Source organism: Photobacterium atrarenae, from assembly GCF_024380015.1.
GTDB lineage: Bacteria > Pseudomonadota > Gammaproteobacteria > Enterobacterales > Vibrionaceae > Photobacterium > Photobacterium atrarenae.
The window spans coordinates 1,469,618-1,491,971 of sequence record NZ_CP101508.1; the positions used below are offsets into that span (position 1 = coordinate 1,469,618).

26 protein-coding genes are annotated in these 22,354 nt (G+C 49.0%); 14 read left to right on the forward strand and 12 right to left on the reverse strand.

The window, feature by feature from the left end; genetic code table 11:
- Nucleotides 1–77: 77 nt before the first annotated feature.
- Complete coding sequence (locus NNL38_RS06890) at nucleotides 78–518, reverse strand: DUF3319 domain-containing protein (protein WP_255390271.1); 441 nt, start codon at nucleotides 516–518, stop codon at nucleotides 78–80.
- 176 nt (nucleotides 519–694) lie between these two features.
- Between NNL38_RS06890 and NNL38_RS06895 the strand changes: the two genes are divergently transcribed.
- Nucleotides 695–1,177 (forward strand): hypothetical protein, encoded by a 483-nt coding sequence (locus NNL38_RS06895; protein ID WP_255390272.1) that lies wholly within the window; start codon nucleotides 695–697, stop codon nucleotides 1,175–1,177.
- 129 nt (nucleotides 1,178–1,306) lie between these two features.
- Here the strand turns inward: NNL38_RS06895 and NNL38_RS06900 are convergent, their stop codons facing one another.
- The 4 genes from NNL38_RS06900 to NNL38_RS06915 all read right to left on the reverse strand — a co-directional run bounded on the left by NNL38_RS06900 (nucleotide 1,307) and on the right by NNL38_RS06915 (nucleotide 7,086).
- On the reverse strand, nucleotides 1,307–2,740 hold the full coding sequence (locus tag NNL38_RS06900) for a glyceraldehyde-3-phosphate dehydrogenase (RefSeq protein WP_255390273.1): 1,434 nt from the start codon (nucleotides 2,738–2,740) through the stop codon (nucleotides 1,307–1,309).
- 568 nt (nucleotides 2,741–3,308) lie between these two features.
- Nucleotides 3,309–5,162, reverse strand: a complete 1,854-nt coding sequence (gene malZ / locus NNL38_RS06905) for a maltodextrin glucosidase (RefSeq protein ID WP_255390586.1) — start codon at nucleotides 5,160–5,162, stop codon at nucleotides 3,309–3,311.
- Nucleotides 5,163–5,304: 142 nt separating this feature from the next.
- Nucleotides 5,305–5,712 (reverse strand): DUF4174 domain-containing protein, encoded by a 408-nt coding sequence (locus NNL38_RS06910; protein WP_255390587.1) that lies wholly within the window; start codon nucleotides 5,710–5,712, stop codon nucleotides 5,305–5,307.
- Nucleotides 5,713–6,159: 447 nt separating this feature from the next.
- Entirely contained in the window at nucleotides 6,160–7,086 is a 927-nt protein-coding gene (locus NNL38_RS06915; RefSeq protein WP_255390274.1) for a LysR family transcriptional regulator, read from the reverse strand.
- A gap of 186 nt (nucleotides 7,087–7,272) precedes the next feature.
- On the opposite strand from NNL38_RS06915, the gene NNL38_RS06920 reads away from it, so the two are divergent.
- The 10 genes from NNL38_RS06920 (at nucleotide 7,273) to NNL38_RS06965 (ending at nucleotide 16,648) form a co-directional block, all read left to right on the forward strand.
- On the forward strand, nucleotides 7,273–8,466 hold the full coding sequence (locus NNL38_RS06920) for a glycine C-acetyltransferase (protein WP_255390275.1): 1,194 nt from the start codon (nucleotides 7,273–7,275) through the stop codon (nucleotides 8,464–8,466).
- A gap of 134 nt (nucleotides 8,467–8,600) precedes the next feature.
- Nucleotides 8,601–9,632 (forward strand): L-threonine 3-dehydrogenase, encoded by a 1,032-nt coding sequence (gene tdh / locus NNL38_RS06925; RefSeq protein WP_255390276.1) that lies wholly within the window; start codon nucleotides 8,601–8,603, stop codon nucleotides 9,630–9,632.
- Nucleotides 9,633–10,070: 438 nt separating this feature from the next.
- Nucleotides 10,071–10,475 carry a translesion error-prone DNA polymerase V autoproteolytic subunit gene (gene umuD, locus NNL38_RS06930; protein ID WP_255390277.1) on the forward strand — a complete coding sequence of 135 codons (405 nt, stop codon included), beginning with the start codon at nucleotides 10,071–10,073 and terminating at the stop codon, nucleotides 10,473–10,475.
- A complete protein-coding gene (locus NNL38_RS06935; RefSeq protein WP_255390278.1) occupies nucleotides 10,475–11,734 on the forward strand; it encodes a Y-family DNA polymerase in 1,260 nt (419 codons plus the stop codon). The genes umuD and NNL38_RS06935 overlap by 1 nt, the downstream gene beginning before the upstream one ends.
- Before the next feature lie 369 nt (nucleotides 11,735–12,103).
- Nucleotides 12,104–12,499, forward strand: a complete 396-nt coding sequence (locus tag NNL38_RS06940) for a hypothetical protein (RefSeq protein WP_255390279.1) — start codon at nucleotides 12,104–12,106, stop codon at nucleotides 12,497–12,499.
- The gene (locus tag NNL38_RS06945; RefSeq protein ID WP_255390280.1) at nucleotides 12,496–13,062 is read left to right on the forward strand and encodes a restriction endonuclease; all 567 of its coding nucleotides are present in this window, start codon (nucleotides 12,496–12,498) and stop codon (nucleotides 13,060–13,062) included. Before NNL38_RS06940 ends, NNL38_RS06945 begins: the two co-directional genes overlap by 4 nt.
- A 63-nt stretch (nucleotides 13,063–13,125) precedes the next feature.
- Nucleotides 13,126–13,800, forward strand: coding sequence for a hypothetical protein (locus tag NNL38_RS06950; protein WP_255390281.1), 675 nt, complete (start codon nucleotides 13,126–13,128; stop codon nucleotides 13,798–13,800).
- A 563-nt stretch (nucleotides 13,801–14,363) separates the two neighbouring features.
- Entirely contained in the window at nucleotides 14,364–15,188 is an 825-nt protein-coding gene (locus tag NNL38_RS06955) for a DUF2971 domain-containing protein (protein WP_255390282.1), read from the forward strand.
- 105 nt (nucleotides 15,189–15,293) lie between these two features.
- The gene (locus NNL38_RS06960; protein WP_255390283.1) at nucleotides 15,294–15,944 is read left to right on the forward strand and encodes a hypothetical protein; all 651 of its coding nucleotides are present in this window, start codon (nucleotides 15,294–15,296) and stop codon (nucleotides 15,942–15,944) included.
- On the forward strand, nucleotides 15,941–16,648 hold the full coding sequence (locus NNL38_RS06965) for a hypothetical protein (protein WP_255390284.1): 708 nt from the start codon (nucleotides 15,941–15,943) through the stop codon (nucleotides 16,646–16,648). The genes NNL38_RS06960 and NNL38_RS06965 overlap by 4 nt, the downstream gene beginning before the upstream one ends.
- A 124-nt stretch (nucleotides 16,649–16,772) precedes the next feature.
- Here the strand turns inward: NNL38_RS06965 and NNL38_RS06970 are convergent, their stop codons facing one another.
- The 7 genes from NNL38_RS06970 to NNL38_RS07000 form a co-directional block, all read right to left on the reverse strand.
- Nucleotides 16,773–17,996: a site-specific integrase gene (locus NNL38_RS06970; protein ID WP_255390285.1), complete on the reverse strand. Its 1,224-nt coding sequence runs from the start codon at nucleotides 17,994–17,996 to the stop codon at nucleotides 16,773–16,775.
- On the reverse strand, nucleotides 17,978–18,160 hold the full coding sequence (locus tag NNL38_RS06975; protein ID WP_255390286.1) for a hypothetical protein: 183 nt from the start codon (nucleotides 18,158–18,160) through the stop codon (nucleotides 17,978–17,980). The genes NNL38_RS06970 and NNL38_RS06975 overlap by 19 nt, the downstream gene beginning before the upstream one ends.
- 87 nt (nucleotides 18,161–18,247) lie before the next feature.
- Nucleotides 18,248–18,856 (reverse strand): 3'-5' exonuclease, encoded by a 609-nt coding sequence (locus NNL38_RS06980; RefSeq protein WP_255390287.1) that lies wholly within the window; start codon nucleotides 18,854–18,856, stop codon nucleotides 18,248–18,250.
- 9 nt (nucleotides 18,857–18,865) lie between these two features.
- Nucleotides 18,866–19,075, reverse strand: a complete 210-nt coding sequence (locus NNL38_RS06985) for a hypothetical protein (protein ID WP_255390288.1) — start codon at nucleotides 19,073–19,075, stop codon at nucleotides 18,866–18,868.
- Nucleotides 19,076–19,119: 44 nt separating this feature from the next.
- Nucleotides 19,120–19,944, reverse strand: coding sequence for a DUF2303 family protein (locus tag NNL38_RS06990; protein WP_255390289.1), 825 nt, complete (start codon nucleotides 19,942–19,944; stop codon nucleotides 19,120–19,122).
- A 39-nt stretch (nucleotides 19,945–19,983) separates the two neighbouring features.
- Complete coding sequence (locus tag NNL38_RS06995) at nucleotides 19,984–20,379, reverse strand: YfdP family phage-associated protein (protein ID WP_255390290.1); 396 nt, start codon at nucleotides 20,377–20,379, stop codon at nucleotides 19,984–19,986.
- Between the two features lie 169 nt (nucleotides 20,380–20,548).
- Nucleotides 20,549–21,211 (reverse strand): LexA family protein, encoded by a 663-nt coding sequence (locus tag NNL38_RS07000; RefSeq protein ID WP_255390291.1) that lies wholly within the window; start codon nucleotides 21,209–21,211, stop codon nucleotides 20,549–20,551.
- 96 nt (nucleotides 21,212–21,307) lie between these two features.
- On the opposite strand from NNL38_RS07000, the gene NNL38_RS07005 reads away from it, so the two are divergent.
- The 3 genes from NNL38_RS07005 to NNL38_RS07015 are packed head-to-tail and all read left to right on the forward strand — an operon-like array spanning nucleotide 21,308 to nucleotide 22,300.
- Nucleotides 21,308–21,544, forward strand: coding sequence for a helix-turn-helix transcriptional regulator (locus tag NNL38_RS07005; protein WP_255390292.1), 237 nt, complete (start codon nucleotides 21,308–21,310; stop codon nucleotides 21,542–21,544).
- Nucleotides 21,545–21,563: 19 nt separating this feature from the next.
- Nucleotides 21,564–22,019, forward strand: coding sequence for a YmfL family putative regulatory protein (locus tag NNL38_RS07010; protein WP_255390293.1), 456 nt, complete (start codon nucleotides 21,564–21,566; stop codon nucleotides 22,017–22,019).
- On the forward strand, nucleotides 22,016–22,300 hold the full coding sequence (locus NNL38_RS07015) for a hypothetical protein (protein ID WP_255390294.1): 285 nt from the start codon (nucleotides 22,016–22,018) through the stop codon (nucleotides 22,298–22,300). Before NNL38_RS07010 ends, NNL38_RS07015 begins: the two co-directional genes overlap by 4 nt.
- Nucleotides 22,301–22,354 lie beyond the last annotated feature (54 nt).

Consider the following 22,354-nt stretch of genomic DNA (forward strand, 5'->3'; position numbering starts at 1 on the left):
CTGGGCGAAAAATCAGTAACGAAATCATAAAGAGCGTTTTTTTGGGTCCCAAGCCCGCGAATAACTTTTGACTGGATTCAGGCGTATTGTGCTCTCGCCAGCGCCTGGTTGATTCTCTGTTCAATCGCGACGCGTGTTCCTTTGAACAGCTGACCCCGATGCAGCATGTACCATCCGTTTGATTCGCCGGTGTCGTTGATAATTTTAAAGCCGCGATGAATCACGATTTGACGCGTGAATGCGGCGCTACCAAAGTGCTTCGAGCCGGGTTTCACGGCCACTTGTTTGTCGCACCACCTGTCGATACGTTCTTTCAGCGAGTCCAGATCGCCGGAGATCACCTGTTGATTGACTTTGGCTTTCCAGTCATCGGTGTTTCCGGTGGCGTTTTCGACCAGGTGCTCCCGGTAAACCAGTCGCTCAACTGCCGGGAGGAGCGGCTCTGAACCAAACAGGTGACGAGTTCGTTGTGCCCGGCGGGCGCTGAATGTTGTTGTCAGAAACTGACGCAGAGACATCTTGTTCCTTCCTTGTGGTGATTACTGTGGCTAAGAATAAGGTCACAATGGTCAGCAAAAATGGAAAGAATGAGGAGGAAATAAGGAAATGGAATAACATACATTTTAAATGTATGATTGTTTCAAGGTGATTTTGCTTGCCTGTTGATGAAAAAGTTCAATCAAGGGAAACGCTTATGGGTGACTTTGAATTACTGGTACTAGCCAGGGTATTGCATGTTTCAGGGGTGGTGATGTGGATTGGTGGGGTGGCCTTTGTGACGACTGTGCTGATCCCTTCACTCAGAAAGACCACGGATGCCGATCAACGTTTGGCATTGTTTGAACAACTGGAAGGCCGGTTCGGTTTACAGGCCAAGCTCACGACTCTGATCACTGGCGTCAGTGGCTATTACATGCTGGAAACGCTCAACGCATGGGATCGGTACCTGCACCCGCAGTTTTGGTGGATGCACCTGATGACCGTGGTGTGGGGGATTTTCACTCTGGTGCTCTTTGTATTGGAGCCTCTGGTGCTGCATCGCTGGTTTCACCAGCAGGCGGTGAAAAACAGCGAACGGGCTTTTGTCTGGCTGCACCGAATGCACCAGGGATTGCTGAGCCTGAGTTTGATCGCGGTGTTCGGGGCGGTGGCCGGTGCCAATGGTTATGCGTTTTAGGAAATAAGGAAAGTTTGCAGCCGGGAAGGGCGTTGTTACATGTTTGTCTGAGATGAAAAATGCCGCCCCGTGGAGCGGAGGCGGCAAAGAGCAAGAGGGTATTTATAGTTATCTTTCAGCTAGCGATTGTTATACAGCTGGATACGTGTTGTAGCGAACACCCATCATTTGTTCCATACAGTGAACAACCTGGCAGCTGTAGCCGAATTCGTTATCGTACCAGATGTACAGCACACAGCGTTTGTCCTGGGCAATCGTCGCTTCGCCGTCAACCACACCGGCATGGCGAGAGCCAACAATGTCGGTAGATACGATTTCAGTCGACTGGGTGTAATCAATCTGGCCGGACAGTGGCGAGTTGATAGCCATTTCGCGCAGGTAGTTGTTTAGTTCTTCTGCAGAAACATCTTTTTCCAGGTTCAGGTTGGCAATCGCCATCGACACGTTTGGCGTTGGGACGCGGATAGCGTTACCGGTCAGCTTACCGGCCATTTCCGGCAGCGCTTTGGCAACGGCTTTCGCAGCACCCGTCGAGGTCAGAACCATGTTCAGCGCCGCTGAGCGGCCACGACGGTCGCCTTTGTGGAAGTTGTCAATCAGGTTCTGGTCGTTGGTGTACGAGTGAACTGTTTCGATGTGGCCAGACAGCACGCCGTACTTGTCGTTGACCGCCTTCAGCACCGGGGTGATGGCGTTGGTGGTGCAGCTGGCTGCCGAGATGATCTTGTCTTCATCCAGGATCACAGACTCATTCACACCGAAGACCACGTTTTTGATATCGCCTTTGCCCGGGGCTGTGAGCAGAACCTTCGCGGCGCCCGGAGAAGCCAGATGCTGGCTCAGGCCTTCTGCGTCACGCCACATACCCGTGTTGTCGACAACCAGAGCGTTGTTGATGCCATAGGCAGTGTAGTCAACATCTGCAGGGCTGTTCGCGTAGATCACCTGGATGTAGTTGCCGTTGACGATAATTGCTTTGCGCTCTTCATCAACAGTGATGCTGCCGTTGAACTGACCGTGTACGGAGTCACGGCGCAGCAGGCTGGCACGTTTTTCCAGATCACCGCCTTTACCGCGAACCACAATGGCACGTAGGCGCAGTGGGTAACCCTGACCGCTCTTGTCAATCAGCAGGCGAGCCAGCAGACGACCGATACGACCAAAGCCGTACAGCACGACATCACGTGACTCAAGAGACTGCGAGCTGCTTAGCGATTCAGCCAGGGCTGTTTGCAGGTAATCAGTCAGGTTGCTTTCGTCTTCGTTCTTGCTCCAGTAGTCGTGCGCCATACGGCCAACATCGATACGGCAAGGGGACAGGTCCATTTCGGTAAGCGCTTTAACCAGCGGCAGAGTTTGCGCTGGGGACAGCTCGCTGCCGGTATAACGGCGTGCAAAGCGGTGTGCTTTGATGATATCGATGACAGAAGCATTCACAATTTGGCGGCCGAACAGCAGGACTTCAACGCCTTTCTGACGGTATAGCTGGCCAAGAAGTGGTGAGATGGATTCTGCATTGGTTTGGCTTGTTTGCCAGTCTAGAAGATATTTTTCCGGACTCATCTTTACTTAGGACCTTTCACGTTGGGGAAAAGAGACAGGCATAAATCCTGTTCGGTGTTGTCATTTTTATGCGGCGCAGTGTAACGTTTGCGTCGTTTTTATCCTAGTAAAATTAATGGCTTGTGAATTGTGATCTGGATCGGTTTGGTCGGGTGATCTTTGTCATACTTTTGAGGCTTTGTGCTGTTGGGGTGATATGAATTCGTCATACTTATTTTTTAACGATTCATTTACCTTTTGTAAACTGATCAGAGACTTAGTTTGTGCGAGGCACGGAAATGATGAGTTTCTTTTGAGATGGGCACTGAAAAGCAGATGAAAAGTAATGATATTCAGTGCGTGGACGGCGCTTCGGCTGAATTTCTCTGCATTAGAAGAACAAAGTTCATGGAAAACTCTGCCACCCGAAAAAGAAATAGGCAAATCCAATGCCTATTTCTTATTGTCTGGCGGTGTTAACTATTGTGCTGGTTGTTTTCTGGAGCTTTATACTGCCTTTTGGGGGTATTGTGTTGCTCTGTTGTTTTACAGGGGAGCAGCCAGTATCGCTTTGCTCCCCCGGTTCCAGTTAAGTCAGTGTGAGTAACAAACCTTCCTTGCCTGCCAGCGTCATGGACAGTTGACCGTCTTTCACTTGCCATTCATCCCCGGTCAGTTGATCCTGCAACACCGCGTGCTCAATCCCCAGCTGCCAGACCGGCAAGGTGAGTGTTTTGGCATTCTCGCTATTGTTGATCAGGCACAGGGCAATTTCATCGCCTAGTGTCCGGGCAAACGCCAGCTGCTGATGCTCGGCATACAGCCATTGCAGACTGCCTTCCTGAAGTGCAGCTGTGTTTTTGCGCAGTTGGATCAGGTGCGAGACATAGTCAAACATCGCATTTGGCTTCTCCGTGCGTTCCCACGGGAAGCAGCGGCGGTTGTCCGGATCCTGACCGCCTTCCAGCGCAACTTCGGTGCCGTAATACAGGCAAGGGGTGCCGACATAGGCAAATAGCATCAGCAGGGCTAATTTCATGGTGTCCTGATCGCCTTCAAGCATGGTCAGGAAACGCATGGTGTCATGGCTGTCGAGCTGGTTAAACTGGCTGAGCTGGTTTTGCCACGGGATTTTCCCCCGGGCTTCGTCGAGCCAAGCCACGAGTTCCTCAGCGTCGATCTGGCAGCGGTGGTAGGCAATATCCAACCCGGTAAAGAAGGCCCGTACCGGGTGGGCGAAGCCATAGTAGTTCATCGCGCCGTCTTCCTGATCGCCCTGCAGCCACTGGCTGGCTTCGAAAAAGTGCTCGCCCAGCACATAGCTGTCGGGGTTGACCGATTTGGCCGCATCCCGGAACGCTTTCACATAACGGGCATTGTTTACCGCCCCGGCACCTTCGCCCAGCATATGAATGACATCAAAGCGCCAGCCGTCAATCTGGTAAGGCGGGCGGAGCCAGTGTTTGATCACCGCCTCTTCTCCGGCATAGATGAAGTCTTGTACCGCCGGATTGGAAAAGTTCAATTTGGGCAGCGAGCTGATCCCTTTCCAGCCAATATACTCATTGCTGTCGCCGTCGAACTGGTAGTAATCGCGATACGCTGAGTCCGGGTGGTTGTACGCACCCGGCTCGTCCGTGTTGCGCTGGTATTTATCAAACCAGGGATGATCAACCGAGGTATGGTTATAGACGGCATCCAGAATGATCTTCATCCCACGCTGGTGCAGATCGCCCACCATATCGGCAAATTGCGTATTGGTGCCCAGGTGCGGGTCGACCCGGTGATAGTCCGTGGTGTCATATTTATGGTTGCTCGGCGCGGCAAAAATTGGGTTCAGGTAAAGGGCTGTGATCCCCAGCTTTTGAAGATAATCCAGTTTGCTCTGAATCCCGGCTAAATCGCCGCCGTAAAACTCATTTGGCCCGTTGCCTTCATCATGGCTGGACACCGGTGTACCCCAGGCTTTGGCGATGGTTGGCCGTTCATGACCGCGCAAGCAGTACTCATCAGACTGTACACTAAGCGCCGGATCGCCGTTGGCAAAGCGGTCCGGGAAAATTTGGTAGAACACCTGTTGTTTGACCCAGGCTGGCGGCTGTGCCTGGCGGTTGTATTTAAAGTGAGCTTCTTTGCCCGGCACCCGCGGGGTCACGCCCTGTGCGTGTAGCCACCACTGGCGGTTGTTCTGCATGATCTTAAAGCAGTAGTGGGTCAGGGGAATATCACTGTTAAGCGGGATCTCTCCATGCCAGTATTGCAGGCGGCCGTGGGTTTCACCGCGCGACATATCGAGCAGCTCTTCTTCGTTATCTGGTTCGCAACGGACAAAAATAGCTGAAACCTGACGATCGGACTCGCTCACCAAAGTGACTTTCAGGTGATCCCGGGCCGGTGTGGCCCAAAAGGCATCCTGACCGTGGAATAAGTAGGGTGTCTTCATCATGATTCTTCTCTGTCGTGATTGGAAGGTTGACGAGGCACACCATACTGGCTCTGGCACGTGATGAAATCCACCCTGAAAGCGGGTCGGGCGGCGTAGTTGGGGAGGCGTAGAGCATTTTTTGGAAATGCGTCACAAGAAATCAAATCGAACAGCGGCTGGTTTGCTTCGCCATTTCTTGCTGTCTAAGGGGCATACTATCAATCAATTCAGTAAGATAACGCCAGTTGGTTGCGTCACTCCAGCGGTGCTTCTCTTTGCCGTCTTTGCCAATCAGGATCGCGGTGTGGGCATCCGGGGCAATGTTATATTTTTGTGTCAGCATCCGAATATCCTCGGGGCTGAACAGGTTGGCGGGTTGGTTAAAGCCGTCGTGGGTGATCACAATGGTCACAACATCGCGCTCTTGCAGTAGGCAATCGTTCATCAGCGCTTCGCGCAGAAATGCCTGAACATGCTGATCGTTCTGCGGCGCAAAATAGAGGATACTGCGATGATGCCAGTGCAGGGAATCCGGCGGATAAGCTCGTACAGAGGGAGCGACCGTCATCAGGGCGAAGCACAGAGTGCCGCACAGGAAGTAGTAGAGCAAGGTATTGCAGGGCAAGACATGACTGAGCAGGGCGCAGCATCGGTTTTGCTGGAACTCGTTCATCGGCACGCTCCTGATATTGGTCAGATCCATTCAATATGGCTACATCCTTGAAATACCAATCGCAGTAAATAACTGGCCATCCTAGCTTGTTAAAACGCTCGATAACTGCGTTAGAATTTTTGACTGTAGAATAACTACTTATCAAAAAATTCCGCCTTGTTCTCAAACATTTTTCCTGCGCTATTTCTGATCACTTACTTTGATTGGTATAACGATGCCACGTGCTGAGTGGATCAATCAGCGGAGTATTTTGATACCCTTTGGACTAAATCCAGTATAGCTGATGCTCTGATAAGCCCGTATGGTCAGATTTGTGCTAATAAAATCCGGGTTTGAAGTTTATTATGATTCCACGGTGTACTGGGACAGGTGCTCGGAGACATAGTCGATAAAAACCCGCAGCCGGGCCGGCATGAATTTGGTCTGGGCGAACTGCAACACGATATCCCCTTGGTAGTTGCCTTTTAGAGTCCAGTCATCCAGCACCTCAACCACGCTGCCTTCTTCCAGCGCGCGTTTGATCACAAAATCCGGAAAAATCCCGATCCCCAAGCCATCCAGCACCCCTTTCAGCCGCATCTGGGAGTGGTTGACCGCATAACGCCCTTTGACCGGAATCGAGTGGAATTCATCATCTTTGACAAAATCCCAGATATGGTCGGTGGTTGTTTCCCCCAAATAGATGCAATCGTGGTTCAGTAGATCGGTCGGCACGCGCGGCGTGCCGCGCTGGGCCAGGTAATCCGGGCTGGCGCACAGGCTCAGGCGGACTTTGCCGATTTGTTTCAGCACCAGCCCTTCACTTGGTTTTTCGGTGAGGCGAAAGACCACATCGATGCCTTCGGAAATCAGATCGATGTCGCCGTCGGAGGCCTTGAGTTTTAACTCGATGTTCGGGTATTGGGTCAGAAAAGGGGTTACCAGCGGTTGCAGCACAATACTCAGAAACGCTTTTGGCGCAGCCACGGTCAAAGAGCCGGACGGCGTTTCATGCTCTGAGCTGGTAAATTCCACCACTTGCTTGGTCGCCTGCAATATGGTGCAGCATTGATCGTAGATCCCCCGGCCCGACTGGGTGATCACCAGTTTGCGGGTGGTCCGCTCAAGCAGTTTTGCCGAGAGCGTCGTTTCCAACCGGGAGATCTGCTTGCTGAGGGCCGATGGGGTGACCCCCAGTTTTTTCGCGGCAGCCGTGAAGCTGCCTTCATCCACGACAATCTTAAAAACCGCCAGTTCCGGCATTAAGGCAATCAGGGTATTTGTGTCCATAGTTCAAGAGTCCTTTTCCAGGTCAGGGGATAATAGTCCGAATAGGCTTGGATTAGAATGGCTGGCGTTGAAACATCCTGTTAACTGAACATTTTTTCAGACAGATCACCTAACCTGTTTATAAGGTCATCTGTCTGGTGAATGACGTTACGGCGTGCATTTGCAGAATCTAATGAGAGGAACATCATGTCAGCTGCATTCTACGACCAAATCAAACAGCAAATCGAACAAGTAAAAGCTGAAGGTTTGTACAAATCAGAACGTGTGATCACTTCAGCACAAAAAGCGGCTGTTTCGATTAACACCGGCGAGGAAGTCCTGAACTTCTGTGCCAACAACTACCTGGGCCTGGCGAATCACCCTGATCTGATTGAAGCGGCAAAAGCCGGGATGGATCAGCACGGCTTCGGGATGGCATCGGTGCGTTTCATCTGCGGTACGCAGGACGCGCACAAAGAGCTCGAGCGCAAGCTGTCTGACTTCCTGGGAATGGAAGACACCATCCTTTATACCTCTTGTTTCGACGCCAATGCCGGCCTGTTCGAAACGATTCTTGGCCCGGATGATGCCATCATCTCTGATGCCCTGAACCACGCGTCGATCATCGACGGTGTGCGTCTGTGTAAAGCCAAGCGTTTCCGCTACGCCAACAACGACATGGCTGAGCTGGAGCAACAACTGATTGCTGCAGATGAAGCGGGCGCGCGTCATAAGCTGATCGTGACCGACGGTGTGTTTTCGATGGACGGCGTAGTGGCGAACCTGCCTGCAATCTGTGACCTGGCGGACAAGTACAATGCGCTGGTGATGGTTGATGACTCTCACGCAGTTGGCTTCATGGGCGACAACGGTCGCGGTACTCACGAGTACCATGACGTAATGGGTCGCATCGACATCATCACCGGGACCCTGGGTAAAGCCATGGGTGGTGCATCTGGCGGTTATACTTCCGGTAAGAAAGAAGTGATCGACTGGTTGCGTCAGCGCTCTCGTCCATACCTGTTCTCGAACTCTGTGGCACCGGCAATTGTTTCTGCGTCTCTGCGTGTGCTGGACTTGCTGGCCGAAAGCGGCTCACTACGCGATCAGCTGTGGGACAACGCGGCGCATTTCCGTGCCCGCATGACTGAAGCCGGCTTCACCATGGCAGGCGCTGACCACGCAATTATCCCAATCATGCTGGGTGATGCGAAAGTGGCGGCTGAGTTTGCCGAGCGCGCACTGGCGAAAGGTATTTACGTGATTGGCTTCTCCTTCCCGGTGGTGCCGAAAGGTCAAGCCCGTATCCGTACACAGATGTCTGCGGCCCATACCCGCGAGCAGTTGGACCAAGCGATTGATGCCTTTATCGAAGTCGGTAAAGACATGGGCATCATCTAATTCAGGCGATTGGGCCTCTGAAACGACTTGGGCCTGAGACGACCTGGAACTGTACGACCAGGTTGTGAATAACGAGCAATGAATAGATTTTACTCTCCCGAACCATTGCGGGAGAGTCATTCGGACAAGAGATTATGAAAATTAAAGCGCTTTCAAAGCTGAAGCCTGAAGAAGGCATCTGGATGACCGAAGTGGACAAGCCGGAGCTTGGCCATAACGATCTGCTGATCAAAATTAAGAAAACTGCGATTTGCGGTACCGACGTTCACATCTACAACTGGGATGAGTGGTCACAAAAGACAATTCCGGTTCCGATGGTTGTGGGTCACGAATACGTGGGTGAAGTGGTTGGCATCGGCCAGGAAGTTCGCGGTTTTGAAATCGGCGATCGCGTCTCCGGTGAAGGTCACATCACCTGTGGTCACTGCCGTAATTGTCGTGGCGGCCGGACGCACCTGTGCCGTAACACCATTGGTGTGGGCGTCAACCGCGAAGGCGCGTTTGCAGAATATCTGGTGATCCCAGCATTCAATGCATTCAAAATCCCGGACGAGATCTCGGACGATCTGGCGTCGATTTTCGACCCGTTCGGCAATGCCGTTCACACCGCGCTGTCGTTCGACCTGGTGGGTGAAGATGTGCTGATCACCGGTGCAGGCCCAATCGGGATCATGGCTGCAGCCGTTGCCAAACACGTCGGTGCCCGTCATGTGGTGATCACCGATGTGAACGAATACCGTCTGGATCTGGCGCGTCAAATGGGCGTGACCCGTGCAGTGAACGTTGCCAAAGAGAAGCTGGAAGATGTTGCCGCTGAGCTGGGCATGACTGAAGGCTTCGATGTCGGTCTGGAAATGTCGGGTAACCCGGCAGCTTTCAACAGCATGCTGACCAACATGAACCACGGCGGTAAGATTGCGCTGCTGGGTATTCCACCATCAGACATGGGCATCGACTGGAACCAGGTGATCTTCAAAGGTTTGATCATCAAAGGCATCTACGGTCGCGAAATGTTCGAGACTTGGTACAAGATGGCAAGCCTGATCCAATCTGGCCTGGATCTGAACCCAATTATCACCCACCACTTCAAGGTGGATGACTTCCAGAAAGGCTTCGACGCCATGCGTAGCGGGCTTTCCGGCAAGGTTATCCTTGATTGGGAATAAGATTGAGAGCGCTCCGAAAGGGGCGCTTTTTCATTTTGACTGTGCTGTATGCATAAACAGTAAAATGGAAGTTGGGGCGGTATTTAGCCCCCCAAATAGCCCCTTTTTAGCCCCCATCTTTGTGAAAAAAAGCCCCCATGAACCGATGGGGGCTTTTTACTTGGACTGATACATACACTGCCAAACACGTTGGCGGGTACAGTTCGAGCGATCCCACTCCGGCCTCCCTTCAAATTCCTTTCAGACCCAAGCTTGTCAGCACGGATCCTTCCACTCCATTTCATCCCTCACCGTTTTTGCCAGCCAGCTGTCGATGCTGAATCGTCCGCACATCCTGCTTACCTTTTCATCTGTTGATCCATTGAAGTGATAGAGCGCTTGCAAAACGCCCCGGTAGCGTTGAAAATAATACTGTATAAATAAACAGTATTTTGCAATATGAACGTCATTCCAATTTGTGCAAGTGCCGGGATCACAGGCTTTGAGAGCCCGGCCGCCGATTACCTTCAGTTACCGCTCAGCCTGGATGAACTCCTGGTTGAACATCCCAGTGCCACCTTTATCGGGCGAGCACAGGGGCGCTCGATGGAAGGGGTCGGGATATTCGATGGCGATATCCTGATTGTAGATCGTCATGTCTCGGTGGCAGACCACGATGTCATCGTCGCCAATTTCAATGGTGAATTCGTTTGTAAGATCATCGATGTCCGTCAGCGGCGGTTGCTCTCTGCAACCTCTGGGTACCCGCCGATCTGGATCGGTGGCGATGATCAGTTTTCTGTCGAAGGCGTAGTGGTCCGCTCGATACGCTGCCACCGGGCCAGCCGGTTACTGGAGGCCTGATGTTTGCCCTGGTGGATGCTAATAGCTTCTATTGCTCTGCCGAGCAGGTCTACCGGCCAGACTGGCGTGGCAGGCCGATCATTGTGCTCAGCAATAATGATGGCTGTATCGTGGCCGCAAACCGCCAGGCGCGCGAAGCCGGCATTGAAAAATTCAAGCCGTACTTTGAAGTGAAGGGGCTGTGTAAAGCTAAAGGCGTGATTGTCTGTTCGTCCAATTACGAGCTCTATGGTGACTTGTCCGCCAAGATGATGGAGGTGATCGGCCGCTTTGCGCCGGAGCAACATATCTACTCCATTGATGAATCCTTTCTTTCCTTTCAGCGCTGCAGTAAAGCGATTCCGGATTTCGCGGCCCATGGCAGCTTGCTGAGACGGACGGTATGGAAAGAGTGTCGATTGCCTCTATGTGTCGGCATGGGGCCGTCGCTGACGCTGGCCAAGGTGGCGAATCACGCGGCAAAGAAAATCCCCGGCTACCAGGGCGTTTGTGTGTTGGATGAGAGCAGGGCATGGCGTTCGGTACTGGCGCAGATGACAACCCGAGACATATGGGGGATCGGTGGGCGTATCGCCAGGCGGTTATCGCTGGTGGGGATTGAAACGGCGTTGCAGCTGGCCGATATGCCGCCTGGTCTCGCAAGAAAGCAGTTTAATGTTGAACTGGAGCGGACCGTTCGAGAGCTCAACGGCCAGCCCTGCAAAGTGTGGGATGAAGCGAGAGCAGACAAGAAACAGATCTTCTCAACCCGCAGTATGGGCCAGCGGATCACGTCCCTAACCGAACTGGAGCAGGCACTGTGTAAACACGCTGGTATTGCCGCCGCCAAGGCGCGCCGACAACAATCGCTGTGCCGCCAGATACTCATTTTTGCCGGGAACTCGCCGTACGACGAAGCGCCAGTGAGCAGACGTTTTCAGTACCGGTTTGCCTTTCCGACAGATGACACCCGGCAGCTGACACAAATCGCATCCCAAGCCGCCAAATCACTCTTTATTCCGGGTGTTCGCTACTACAAGGTGGGCGTCGGGTTAATTGACCTGGAAGATGCCCGCCATGCCCAGCAGGACTTGTTCAACACCTCCCCAGCAGATCCAACGCTGATGAAAGCTTTCGACGGCATCAATGGAAAGTTTGGCTCAGATACTGTGTTCATGGCCGCGCAGGGGATCACCCCCAAGTGGGCGATGCGCCGTGAATTTCTCTCCCCGCAGTACACCACCAAGTGGCGGGATCTACCGGTTATCAAATGCGGATAAGACATTCGGGGCTGGACAGTTGATCTGCTCTGACAAACAGTGATAAGTGAGAATTACCATTTTCTGCTTATCTCGGGGAGTGTTAACGAGACAGAAATTGCTCAATTTTCTCAGGGCCAATCAGCTTATGCTGTTGAAAATAAGCGCTTTATTCTCCGTTGTTGAGTGCTTATGAGGTCTCGTTATACGCACATGCATGTTTTGACCGAACGTAAAACCGGACATAGATATCAAATCAGGACTTAAATGTTTGATAAGCATAATGAATTGTCTAATATGTTATCAAAATACAATGAGTGTTATCGAGCATGCTGCTTAATACTCTGTTATACCTATGAGGGAGGAAACAATGGGCAAAGGAGCTAATAAATGCATGCGCTGATTGTGTATGGTTTTCCTATTATATTGGTTTCGTTTGAAGCTTTGCTTAGAAATCTGGTTAATGTCGATACCTTCGGGTTCGTTGGTCCAACTTTAGCAGCGACGGGTATTTCTTTCTTGGTACCACTTACAAAATTAAAAGAATTTGAGTTTGAGACAGATGAAGGTGAGCGATGGGTCAAAGTATCGAAAAGAGACCAAGTTTTCGTAAACTTGATGTGGTTATTTCTGTTTGTTTCTCTATTTATATGGTTTTGGATTTGCACTTTATCTATTCAAAGTTCACCAGTACTTTTTCTTGGTTTTCCTGCTCAAATCTTAGCTGGAGCAGGACTTTATGTTTTCAGTATTATTCTTAGTACAGCTAAGGAGTATGTATCATGAATATTGACCTTATGAGTGTTTTGATCGGCATACTCTCATCAATAGTTACAGCCATTGCCGTTTTCTTTACAAAAAGGTTGGCCAAGAAAAACCTTAATCAAAAAGTTGTCACACTAAAAAATAGCCACGGTGGAACTATAGAAATAGTTACAGGAAATGACGGTGAGAAAAATATACGGTCGCATTTCAGAGATGCGATTGAATACGAGAGAACCGTCGCAGATATTCTTAGAAATCTAAATTTTGAGGTTGAAGAAGCTTCACTGAAGTCACCAGATAAAGGTTACGATCTTCTAGCAAAACTTGGAGAGCGGCTGATAGCCGTTGAAGTTAAGTCACATTCAAGACCACTTTCGGCGAGTGTAATCAAAGATACATTAAATAAATTTCCAACCGATATTGATGACGCATTGTTTATCTCTAAAAATGGTTTCTCGAGTTCCTCTTTGGATTATATTCAAAGCTTTAATAAGGGCATCGCCTTAGCGAGTGGAGAAAACGAAGAGCTAATTAAAAGTATTAAAAGTGCGTTAGAGTCAAAAGGTATAAAACAAGCCAAGTAAGTGGGACGCACTAACGTGCGACCCTTCTTGGAGCGTTAGGGCTACACGCAAAAGGAGATACAATTGTCGTTTGAAGTAATTATCGAAGCATTGAAAGACTCTACTGCCACCGTAGGATTAGTGGCTGTTGCAATGGCAGTGTTAAGTAATGTTGTTACTTCACAGATCATTAAGCCAGAAAAAAGGGAAGAGAAGGCCAAGGATAAACTTTTCAAGTTGCTAAACTCTCACTTAGATGCTGGTCACGATATTGATTTAGAGTTTTTAAAATATGTAAAATCATCAGTAGAGCGAGAGTTTGAAACAAACATTGCCATATCTCACCTACTTGAAGACTTTCTTGTTCATAAATTGAACGCGCAAAGCGAAAGTAAACATAATATAGATTACATAAGTAAACTAAAGTTATTAATAGAAGCTGAGAAGCAAGTCAAGCCTTTCGATAGTCTTCCATCAGAAGAAAGAAGACTCCTTAAGGGGTTGAAAGATTCAATCGAAGCTAAAGAGGCAACCGAGAGTACAAATTATTTTATTGATGAACTTAGCACAGTACTATCTGTGAGAAGTAGTGAGCATCAACGAACTCATCAAACTAACAAATGGTCAGTCCCATTGGCTATTATCGGTCTGGTATTTACTATTGTTTTTGGAGTAATGAGTATTTTTAGTGGCCCCAACGAAGATGCAGTGGCTTCCAAAATAATAGAGAGAATCGAGCAACAAAGTCCTAACAAGTAAAACCAGCGGATTCTGGACTTCCCCGGTTGTCAACAACAGCGTCAGGTAATGCAAGGGTTTGAACTGCCGCTCTACATTAAGTCTGTTGAGTGGCATTTATGCCATGACCCTTATGGACTGTGCGGTTGCGGTTCCTCATTCGTTAGAAGGCATCAAATGTGCCCGCAGCATTATCAGGTTTTCCCGCAAAGATCTGAAAATTACATCATCATTGGTTGTTGCAATCTCCTGGTGAAGTGGTTACTCCTGAAAGACTGATATCGGGATTTTACGGACTGACTGGACCGATAATGAGAGGCTCCACAGACTTTCATCCTAGCCATAGCCAGCGGGATATTGACAAACGTCGAAAGGACTTTTGATCGCGGTATTGTTCTGTTGATCAAGACCTTGCATTGGTGAACCTCACCGTGGATACTGAATCAATGTTTGGCTAAATCAATACCATAGATAGATTATTACGTGGTTGCCTCCGGCGATTTCGTCATCAGATTTACCAAGTGTGGCAAAGCCTGATGAGGGGGAGTCCATGTCATTCGTTATGTTTCTGGAGCACAGCCGATATGGCCGAAAACTTATTCAAATACCTTGGTGTGGTGGCAGCGAACTCGTTCCTGCAAGAAGAAACTATCCGATTTACTCCGCCTAACTCATACAACGATCCGTTTGAGCTATCACTTGATATACGTATGCGCTCCAATATTGAGCCGTCTATAGCAGGGCTGAGGTTTGTCCTTCACGGCGGAAAGTCGGTAATCGAGAACTTCCTGATACCCAGTGAAAGGATAGATGAGTATAAATTTGAACTTGCAAACAATGTAATTGAACAACTGAGCTCTAGTGTCGGAACCTGTTGCTTTTCACTATCAGAAAAGAAAATTCCGCTAAACCTGCTGATGTGGGCGCACTATGCGGAATCTCACCGGGGAATAGCCTTAAAGTTGAAGCGCGGAACAGAACTTGCTAATCGTGCTGCTGAGGTCCGCTATAGCAAGGGTAGGCCCGTGGTTGATGGTGCAATGTTCTCGGACGGTTCGGAAATTTCGGTGTCGGATTTGTATGTAAAGTCGGATCACTGGCAATACGAACGCGAGAGGAGAGTTGCAATGCGGCTGGCAGATTGCACTGATACCGGAAAAACCGATGCGTTCAGTATACCCGTTCATGTTGCAAAAATTCCCACGAATGATGTTGAGCAAGTTGTGGTCGGAGTGAACGCAAGCGAAGAAACAAAAAAACTTGCCCTAGAATTTCATCATCGTACTGGGGTTCAGGTTGTACGGGTCAGGCCTTCCGGCCAGAAATTTGGTTTCGAGCCGTATGCGGTTTTCGGTGGCGACTTAGCAGAAGCAAGAGAGTTATGTGAAAGTTATGGCACAGAAGCCTAACAAAACCATGGAGAGGGGCGCAATTTTCGCTATGCCCTGCGGGCTCCGCTCCAAATGCGCCCTCAAGGTTGGCGTTAAGCTCTTCGGGACATGATGATGAAATACTTGGAAGAAATGTTAAACATAATTTCCAAAGGCATGACTAAAAAAACTGCCATCATTTTGATGCTGACAGTGGTTTCTATATTACTATCTTTTTCTACCACCAAAACTCTAGCTGAAGAACTTCCTGTTTTAGTGTTATTTAGTCTGCTTACTGGATTTTATATTGCTTTATATGTACTAGCTTTTGATATCGTGTGTTGGTTGTTTAATCAGATAAATACTATTCGCAAGTCTCTTTTAGACACTTCAATTACTACGTTTGCAAAATTTAAGTTGTTAATTCAAAACAATAAAAAACAAAGATTGGCTCAAAGGTTATTTATAGAGAAAATGGGTGAGAATGAGGTTAAGTATTTGTCTCTTTTTTTTGGTGAGCCTAAAAGTTCCATAAAAAATAATCATGGGTTAATACCTAAAGAGGTAATGGAATACTTTGATGATTTATGTGGTAGTAAGTTAATGGTACGGGAGGTTACTACTGATGGTGCTAGCTATGTATTTTTTATAGATAAACGTTTTTCAAAAACTTTGCAGAAAAGAATTTTTTTAAATGAGCAGGTTAGTAGTTCATTAACTTTAAAACTCACAGAGATTCAAGCGAGTATTGTCACCAGAGGTGGGGGGCTTGCGAGAGGGAATGTCCGAACTTGACAAAGCACTTAAACAGAACAGAAACAGTTGATATTGAGGGGACTTTGAAAAATATTGATTATCCATCTTTCACTGCTTTTATTGCGTTGGTGATTACTTGTTTCTCTGCTGGTTTTTTTACTGGTAGCGGTAGCTGGGGATCTGCGATTTCTGGTGTAATAGTGTCACTTATTTCCAGTTATGTATTCTTCATATTAACGGTCACTTTGACAAAGCGAGAGGATAGAAAGAAAAATAATCGTATTGTTTATCCTCAGCTTGAGAGTTTGATCTGCAAAGTAGACTACGCTTTAGAAGTATGTATCCCTTTAGTTGTGAATCATAAAAACGTCAAAAATATAGATTTAGTTGAGTTAAAGCGATACCTCTCAGTTAGAGGTGCTCTGGATCATCAAATTCCGAAAAATCTGGGCATAGTTATCTATTCGAAGAATCAGTATGAAGCAAGGAATTATAAAGAGCTTCTCACTATATATACTACTTGGCCAATACTCGACCTTATTGAACAACTTAAACCGCACTATTTCCTTATGGAGAAAGAACTAGTTGAAACTCTTTCAAAAATTGCAAATAGTCATTATTTAAGAGTAACAGGCTCTACTCTAGTTGATGAGGGCCAAGTGTTGTTCATTCCACCGCACTTTATTGAGTTTGTTGAAGCTATTGAGCAACTTCGAGAGCAACTATCTAAGATGAGAATGTAAGCATAACAACGTTTAAGCTATCAAGATACTTTATCTAATATTAAATAATCGGGTTAGAATCACTAATCTACCCCATTTCTGCTCAGCTGCGAGTTACGATAACAGCAAACCGCCTTTCGGCGGTTTACTTCCTCTGAACCTTCTGCAACTCTCCCCACACCCGATCGGACTCTTTCTTGTTCGATTCCGTTAACCACTTCCCGTAGACCTTGGCGACCATGGTGATGTCGGCGTGGCCCATTTGCTGCGCCAGGTAACTGACATTGACGTTCGCGTGGGTGATCATCCAACTGGCGTAGGTGTGCCGCAACTGGTACTGGTTGCGGTGTGGAATGCCGGCCTTTTGGCAAAGGGCTTCCCAAACTTTGCCAAGCGCGCGTTTCCCGTAATAGTCGTAGTCGCTGCACTTTTGCTCACGAACGGCCTTTGGGTTGAAGACAAAGCGGAGCTTCTCTTGGCGATAAGCTTGGCCGGGCAACTCAACATCATATTCTTTGGCCGGAAACAAATACGTTAAGTGGCGTTGCGCCTTTAATGCTTCAATGGCTGGTGGCAGTAAATCAACAAAGCGTTCTTTGTCGGTCTTGGTTGTTTTGAGGCCACGCCTGTCATAGGTTGATCGCCGGATGTGAATGGTGTTGTTTTCAAAGTCCACATCTTCCCAGGCGAGGGCACACAACTCGCCGCTGCGAATGCCGGTGTAAACCAGTAGTGTGATCATATTCCTGTGCTGTAGCTGGTGGCATTCAGCCAGTGCCTTGTTAATTTCGTCGACTGAGAAGGGCTGTATGTCAACCTCGCTCTCTTTCACTCGGGTGAGCACCTCCGAGAGATCGCGCTCGACGTATTCCATTTTGTGTAGCCAGGCCAGAAAGGCATTGATGGTGACCAGGTTGCGGTTAATCGTCCGGCCACTTTTCCCTTTCACCAGCTCCTGCCGGAATTGCGTGAGTGATCTGGGCGATAGCGTGTCGCAGCTCCGGTTGGCGCCGTAGAGTTCGAGAAAGTCCCTCAGCACCCATTCATACCGCTGGTGGGTCGACCGGCGAATGTCGTGCGCTTTGGATTCAAGAAACTGTTTCGCGAGTTGGCTCAGATCTAATGCCCCCGGCTTTCCTGACGCATGCTTGGATTCAGGAAAGTGGGCGGCATAGCTAAAGGTGCCGATTTTCATTTCATAGAGCATGGCCTCGCGCTTGCGCGTGGCGAAATTGATGTTCTGTTTCGTTGGTTTCAGGCCAAGTGATTCTCGATGGCGCTTCCCTTTGTAGTAGAAGCATATCCGTAAATTTCCGCTATGGATTTCTATACCAGAAGGGAGTTTATCTACTATTGCATTCGGTGCCATCGGTTCCATTCCTCAATATCTACCATCCAGGTGCCGTGAATCTTTCTCATGACAGTGGATGGATAGAACCCGTCACGAGCTTTTTCTCGCAATGTTTTGGTGCTCAGGCCGATCTCTTCAGAAGCCTTCTTCAGCGTAACAATCGCGATTTGAGATCTACTCATGTATGTGACCTATATATCTGGTTATGGTGTTGAAGGTAACCACCAGTAACGGGCGGAACTGGTGGTTGACTTTTTAAACGTACCGACTCAGTGCGCGGTATTGCTTGAAGCGTGGTGCGCCTTGTTCAGCGCCAGCATGGTTAAGGTGTCTTTGGCGGCATCATGCAACGCGTGGTGCTTGATGAATCCAACAGGATTCTTTTCAACCACATAGCCGTTACGCGAGGCGGACAGAATATCAATGGCAGTACGAACGCAGCGGAACCGGTTGTAGGTCCAGGGCGTCAGCAATTCCAGCTGATCGTAGGCATGATTCAAAATGCCGCCGTCAAAGTCGTAGCCACGGCAAAACACTTGTCCGCTGTCTTTCTTCAGGGGAAGCACGTGAGCACAAAGGTGGATGTGTAGCTTCATCAAAGCATCTTTAATGCTGATGTCTGTCGGGCTTGGCGCCAGAACATGCCTTGCCGCTTCACCCTGGCTTTCCCACCATTTCATCGTGCTGGTGGACTCGGTGAAGCCAGCAGGGAAGCTGGATAAATCGAGAGTCAAATACAGGCTGCTTTCCCGGTGGCACAGTTCATCAAAGCTGACGTTCTCTCCCCAGTTGAATGGCACCACGCCAATGCTGAGAATCTTTGAGGTGTCTTCAGTGTCAGTTGTTTCGAGGTCGATCGTGACGTTTTCGTAGTGCATGTTGGTCCCTTACAGTAGCTTGCTGGCTTGATCGGCGAAGTCGTTGAGCAGATCGGAAGTGAGTTCAGTTGAAACCGGGTAGGGCTTGCTGACGCCCCATCCATTTTCTTGGTTTTCATGCCGGATCAGCTTCAGATCAACCACCTGTCCCAGTGGGAAGAGGTAATACGGCTTGCCGACCGTAATCACCCCGTGTTTTGTTTGAAATGCAGTTGCCATGTTTCCTCGCAAGAAGCGCCCTCCTGAAAGGGCGCGTTATCCGGTTATGAAGAGAACGAGCCGATAAAGGTGTCGATTTCGATTTCTTCCGACAGGAACTTGGCTTGAAGTTTCTCTTGGAACTCTTCGCCCATTTCTTCCTGATGCTGCTCTAATTTCTTGATCCGTAGCACCAGCGTATCGTTCCCGATGGTGCTCATGCGCAGTTCAAACACGCGCTCATCAAGCCCCAGGTACGGCTCACAGGTGAACTTGAACACGGCAGGCATTGGGAATTCATCTTTGGTACGAACAGCAATCGACTCGTACTCAGATTGGTGTTGGCTGAAATCATCAACGTTTGATTCACGGCCTGCTTTTGCTTCGAACTTCATGTTACGAACCGCGGCAGAAGCGACCGCGTTCTCAATGACGTCACCGGCGGTCGAAAACACTTGGATCGACGCGCTGTAATCTTCGATCCACTCGGCCAGCTGCTTTTGCCCGAGGCGTTCTTCATTCACGTTTAGCAGGGCACGAAACAGTGCTGTTTTACGCAAGGTCAGCTGTGCCTGGTGTTTGCAATGGCCCGGGAAATTGTGAGTACCCAGGTCAAAGATGGTTAACGCTGACATGCTGTCGGCGTTGATAAAACACTGGTTTCCTTCGGTCTGATACTCTTCGTGGTAGCGAACAAATTCATCGATGTTGGCCGTTTTCATCAGGCCGCGGAAAGTGTTGCGGTTAGGCATAAAGCTTTCCAGGCTGTGCAGTGCGAAGTTTTCAGGGAGCGCCGCAACAGGAAACCCTGCGCCAGCCAACTGGGCCAGAAACTCTTTCGCGCTGCCGGATTCTTGAATTTGTTGAATTGCAGATTTGTCCATGCTCATGATTACTCTCTTTCAGGTTATTGAATCGGGTGGTGTGTATTAGCCGCGAACTTCACGCAGCACGGCGTCTTCTATAACAACTTGGCCGTGAACGTCTTCTTTTGGTCGGTCGTAGGTCAGTTTGCCGCCTTTCCCTACATACGCGATTGAGGTGTACTGGAAGTCTTCACTCTTGGCGCCGAAACCAGTCTTTGGCTCCTTCACCGACATGTTGACCGTGATTTCAACCATCTCGTTGTTGGTGCCCATGGGCTTCAGCTTGAGGTCCATCTTCACGTTGCCGGCTTTGTCGCTGTACGAAACAGCCCGGGCAACGTTCGACATGGCCAGTCCCATAACATTTGAAATGACCCCGCCATCAAGCTCTTGCATCAGCTTGGGGAAGTTGGTGGTGCGATCCTCAACACTGAGGTTTCCGGCTTCTTGTTTCTGCATCGTTTTTCCTCGCAATTTGTCAGGTGGCTACGTTTTGTGTTTTCAATCTACACATATCGTGTCCATGGGTCAAACACAAAATGTGTTCGTGTGGTTTGCGAGGTGCGAAAGGAGGTATAAAAAAACCGCCCGGAGGCGGTTAGATTTGTGTTTTGGCGAGGCGAGTCGGTTAGAAGAGTTTCATTTTCGCGTCGACAACGACACCAATAATTTTGCAGTTACCGTTGATAGGTAAAGTCGGGTATGACGGATTCAGGGGTTTTAAGAATTTCTGGCCAGCATCGATGACGAGCTTTTTAAAAGTCGCCTCGTTCACATCAATCAGCTTAGCAACGACTAAAGAGCCATTTGCAAAATCTCGTTCCGGATCAACCAGCACAAGCGTTCCTTCTGGAAAGCTGAGACCGGTTGCTGACGTCATAGAGTCACCCTGGACTCTTAACCAGAAGCTATGTTTGCTTGTGCGCTCAGTGGTTTCATACCATTCATCAGCATCAATGCTTGAACAGGGCTCGACTGCTTCAGTCCAGGCCCCAGCTTGAACTGAGCTCAATACTGGAAATTGTTGTTTGTAGGAAGGCTGAATGTCTATCTTAGAAACATTCGCAAACTCAATTAACTCTTCGCTATCAAATAAGATCTGATATGGCTTGATGCCAAGGTGTTTAGCGATGACTTCTGCATCATCAAGGTTGATGCTACGCGCACCCGCTTCATAGTTTCCAATACGAGACGCTCCCCAGCCGCACTTTTCAGCCAGAGATCTTTGACTCATCCCTTTATCTTCCCGGAAGCGCTTAAGGCGTGCCCCGACTTCTTGTTTCTTATTCATGTCATTAAATTACCACGCTCCGTGTACAGAGTAAGCACACTATTTGTGTTTACGGTTGAACACGATTTGTGTATATTTGGTTCGGGAGGAGTACTCATGAACAGAATTTCCGATTTTCGTGACAAAGCAAAAGTCAGCCAGGCAGGGTTAGCAAAAGTTGTGGGTGTTACTCCATCAACTATTGGGAATTACGAATCTGGTATTAGAAATATCAAACTCAAAATGTGCTGGAAAATAGTCAAGGCACTGAATGCATTAGGTGCCAACTGTACCTTTGAGGAAGTGTTCCCTAACCCTCAACACGATACTAGCGAGATCGAGCACAAAGGTTAACCACCAAACATAGGAGCAGATGGTGATAAACAAGAAAGAGATGGTGAACAAGACCATTGCGGGGGTAACCGGTGGGAAGGAAGCGGTTGCTGCGGTTTTGGGGATGTCCGTGGATAGCTTCAATAACCACTTGTACGAAAAGAAAGGCTCGCGTTTCTTCAGTGTTGATGAGCTGGTGGAGATGGCCGATCTGACGATGACGTCATACGTTGCTGAGTACTTTGCAGAGCGTGTTGGCAGCATGGTTGTGGCGCGTCCACGAGTTGCGCAGCTGGATAGCGTCGACATGTTCGATTGCCACTTACAGCTGAACGCGGTGAAGGGGCTTTTGGATAAAACCATCGAAGAGGCGAGGGCCGACGGCGTGTTTGATTCCCGCGAACGGAAGACCATTGCCCGGTTGAAGAATGACTATCAGGGCATGTTCGAGGCCTTCATGCTCAAGCTCGATGCTTTATACGCGGAGGACGTATGAAAACAGATGAATTCTGGGAAATGGTGAAGCAGATGTCGGACATGACGATGAACTCTTGCCGAGTGATTCGTGTGCAGCAGGACGTTGAAGGTGACCGGTTCGAACTGGAACGACTTCGGATACTCAAGGCTCGATGCGACCTGCATATCCAAACGGTAGAGAAAAGAATTGAGTTGGCTTTAAGCCGCGGCAACGACTTAAAGCCAGGATGTGAATTTTCTTGCGAGGAAAAATCACTAACCACCCCGAAAACACGTGTAAGTAACCCGGAGAAGTCATGAGGAGAATAGCACTAAAGGCCCGTATAGAGAACCACCAATGGCGATTGTTCATGG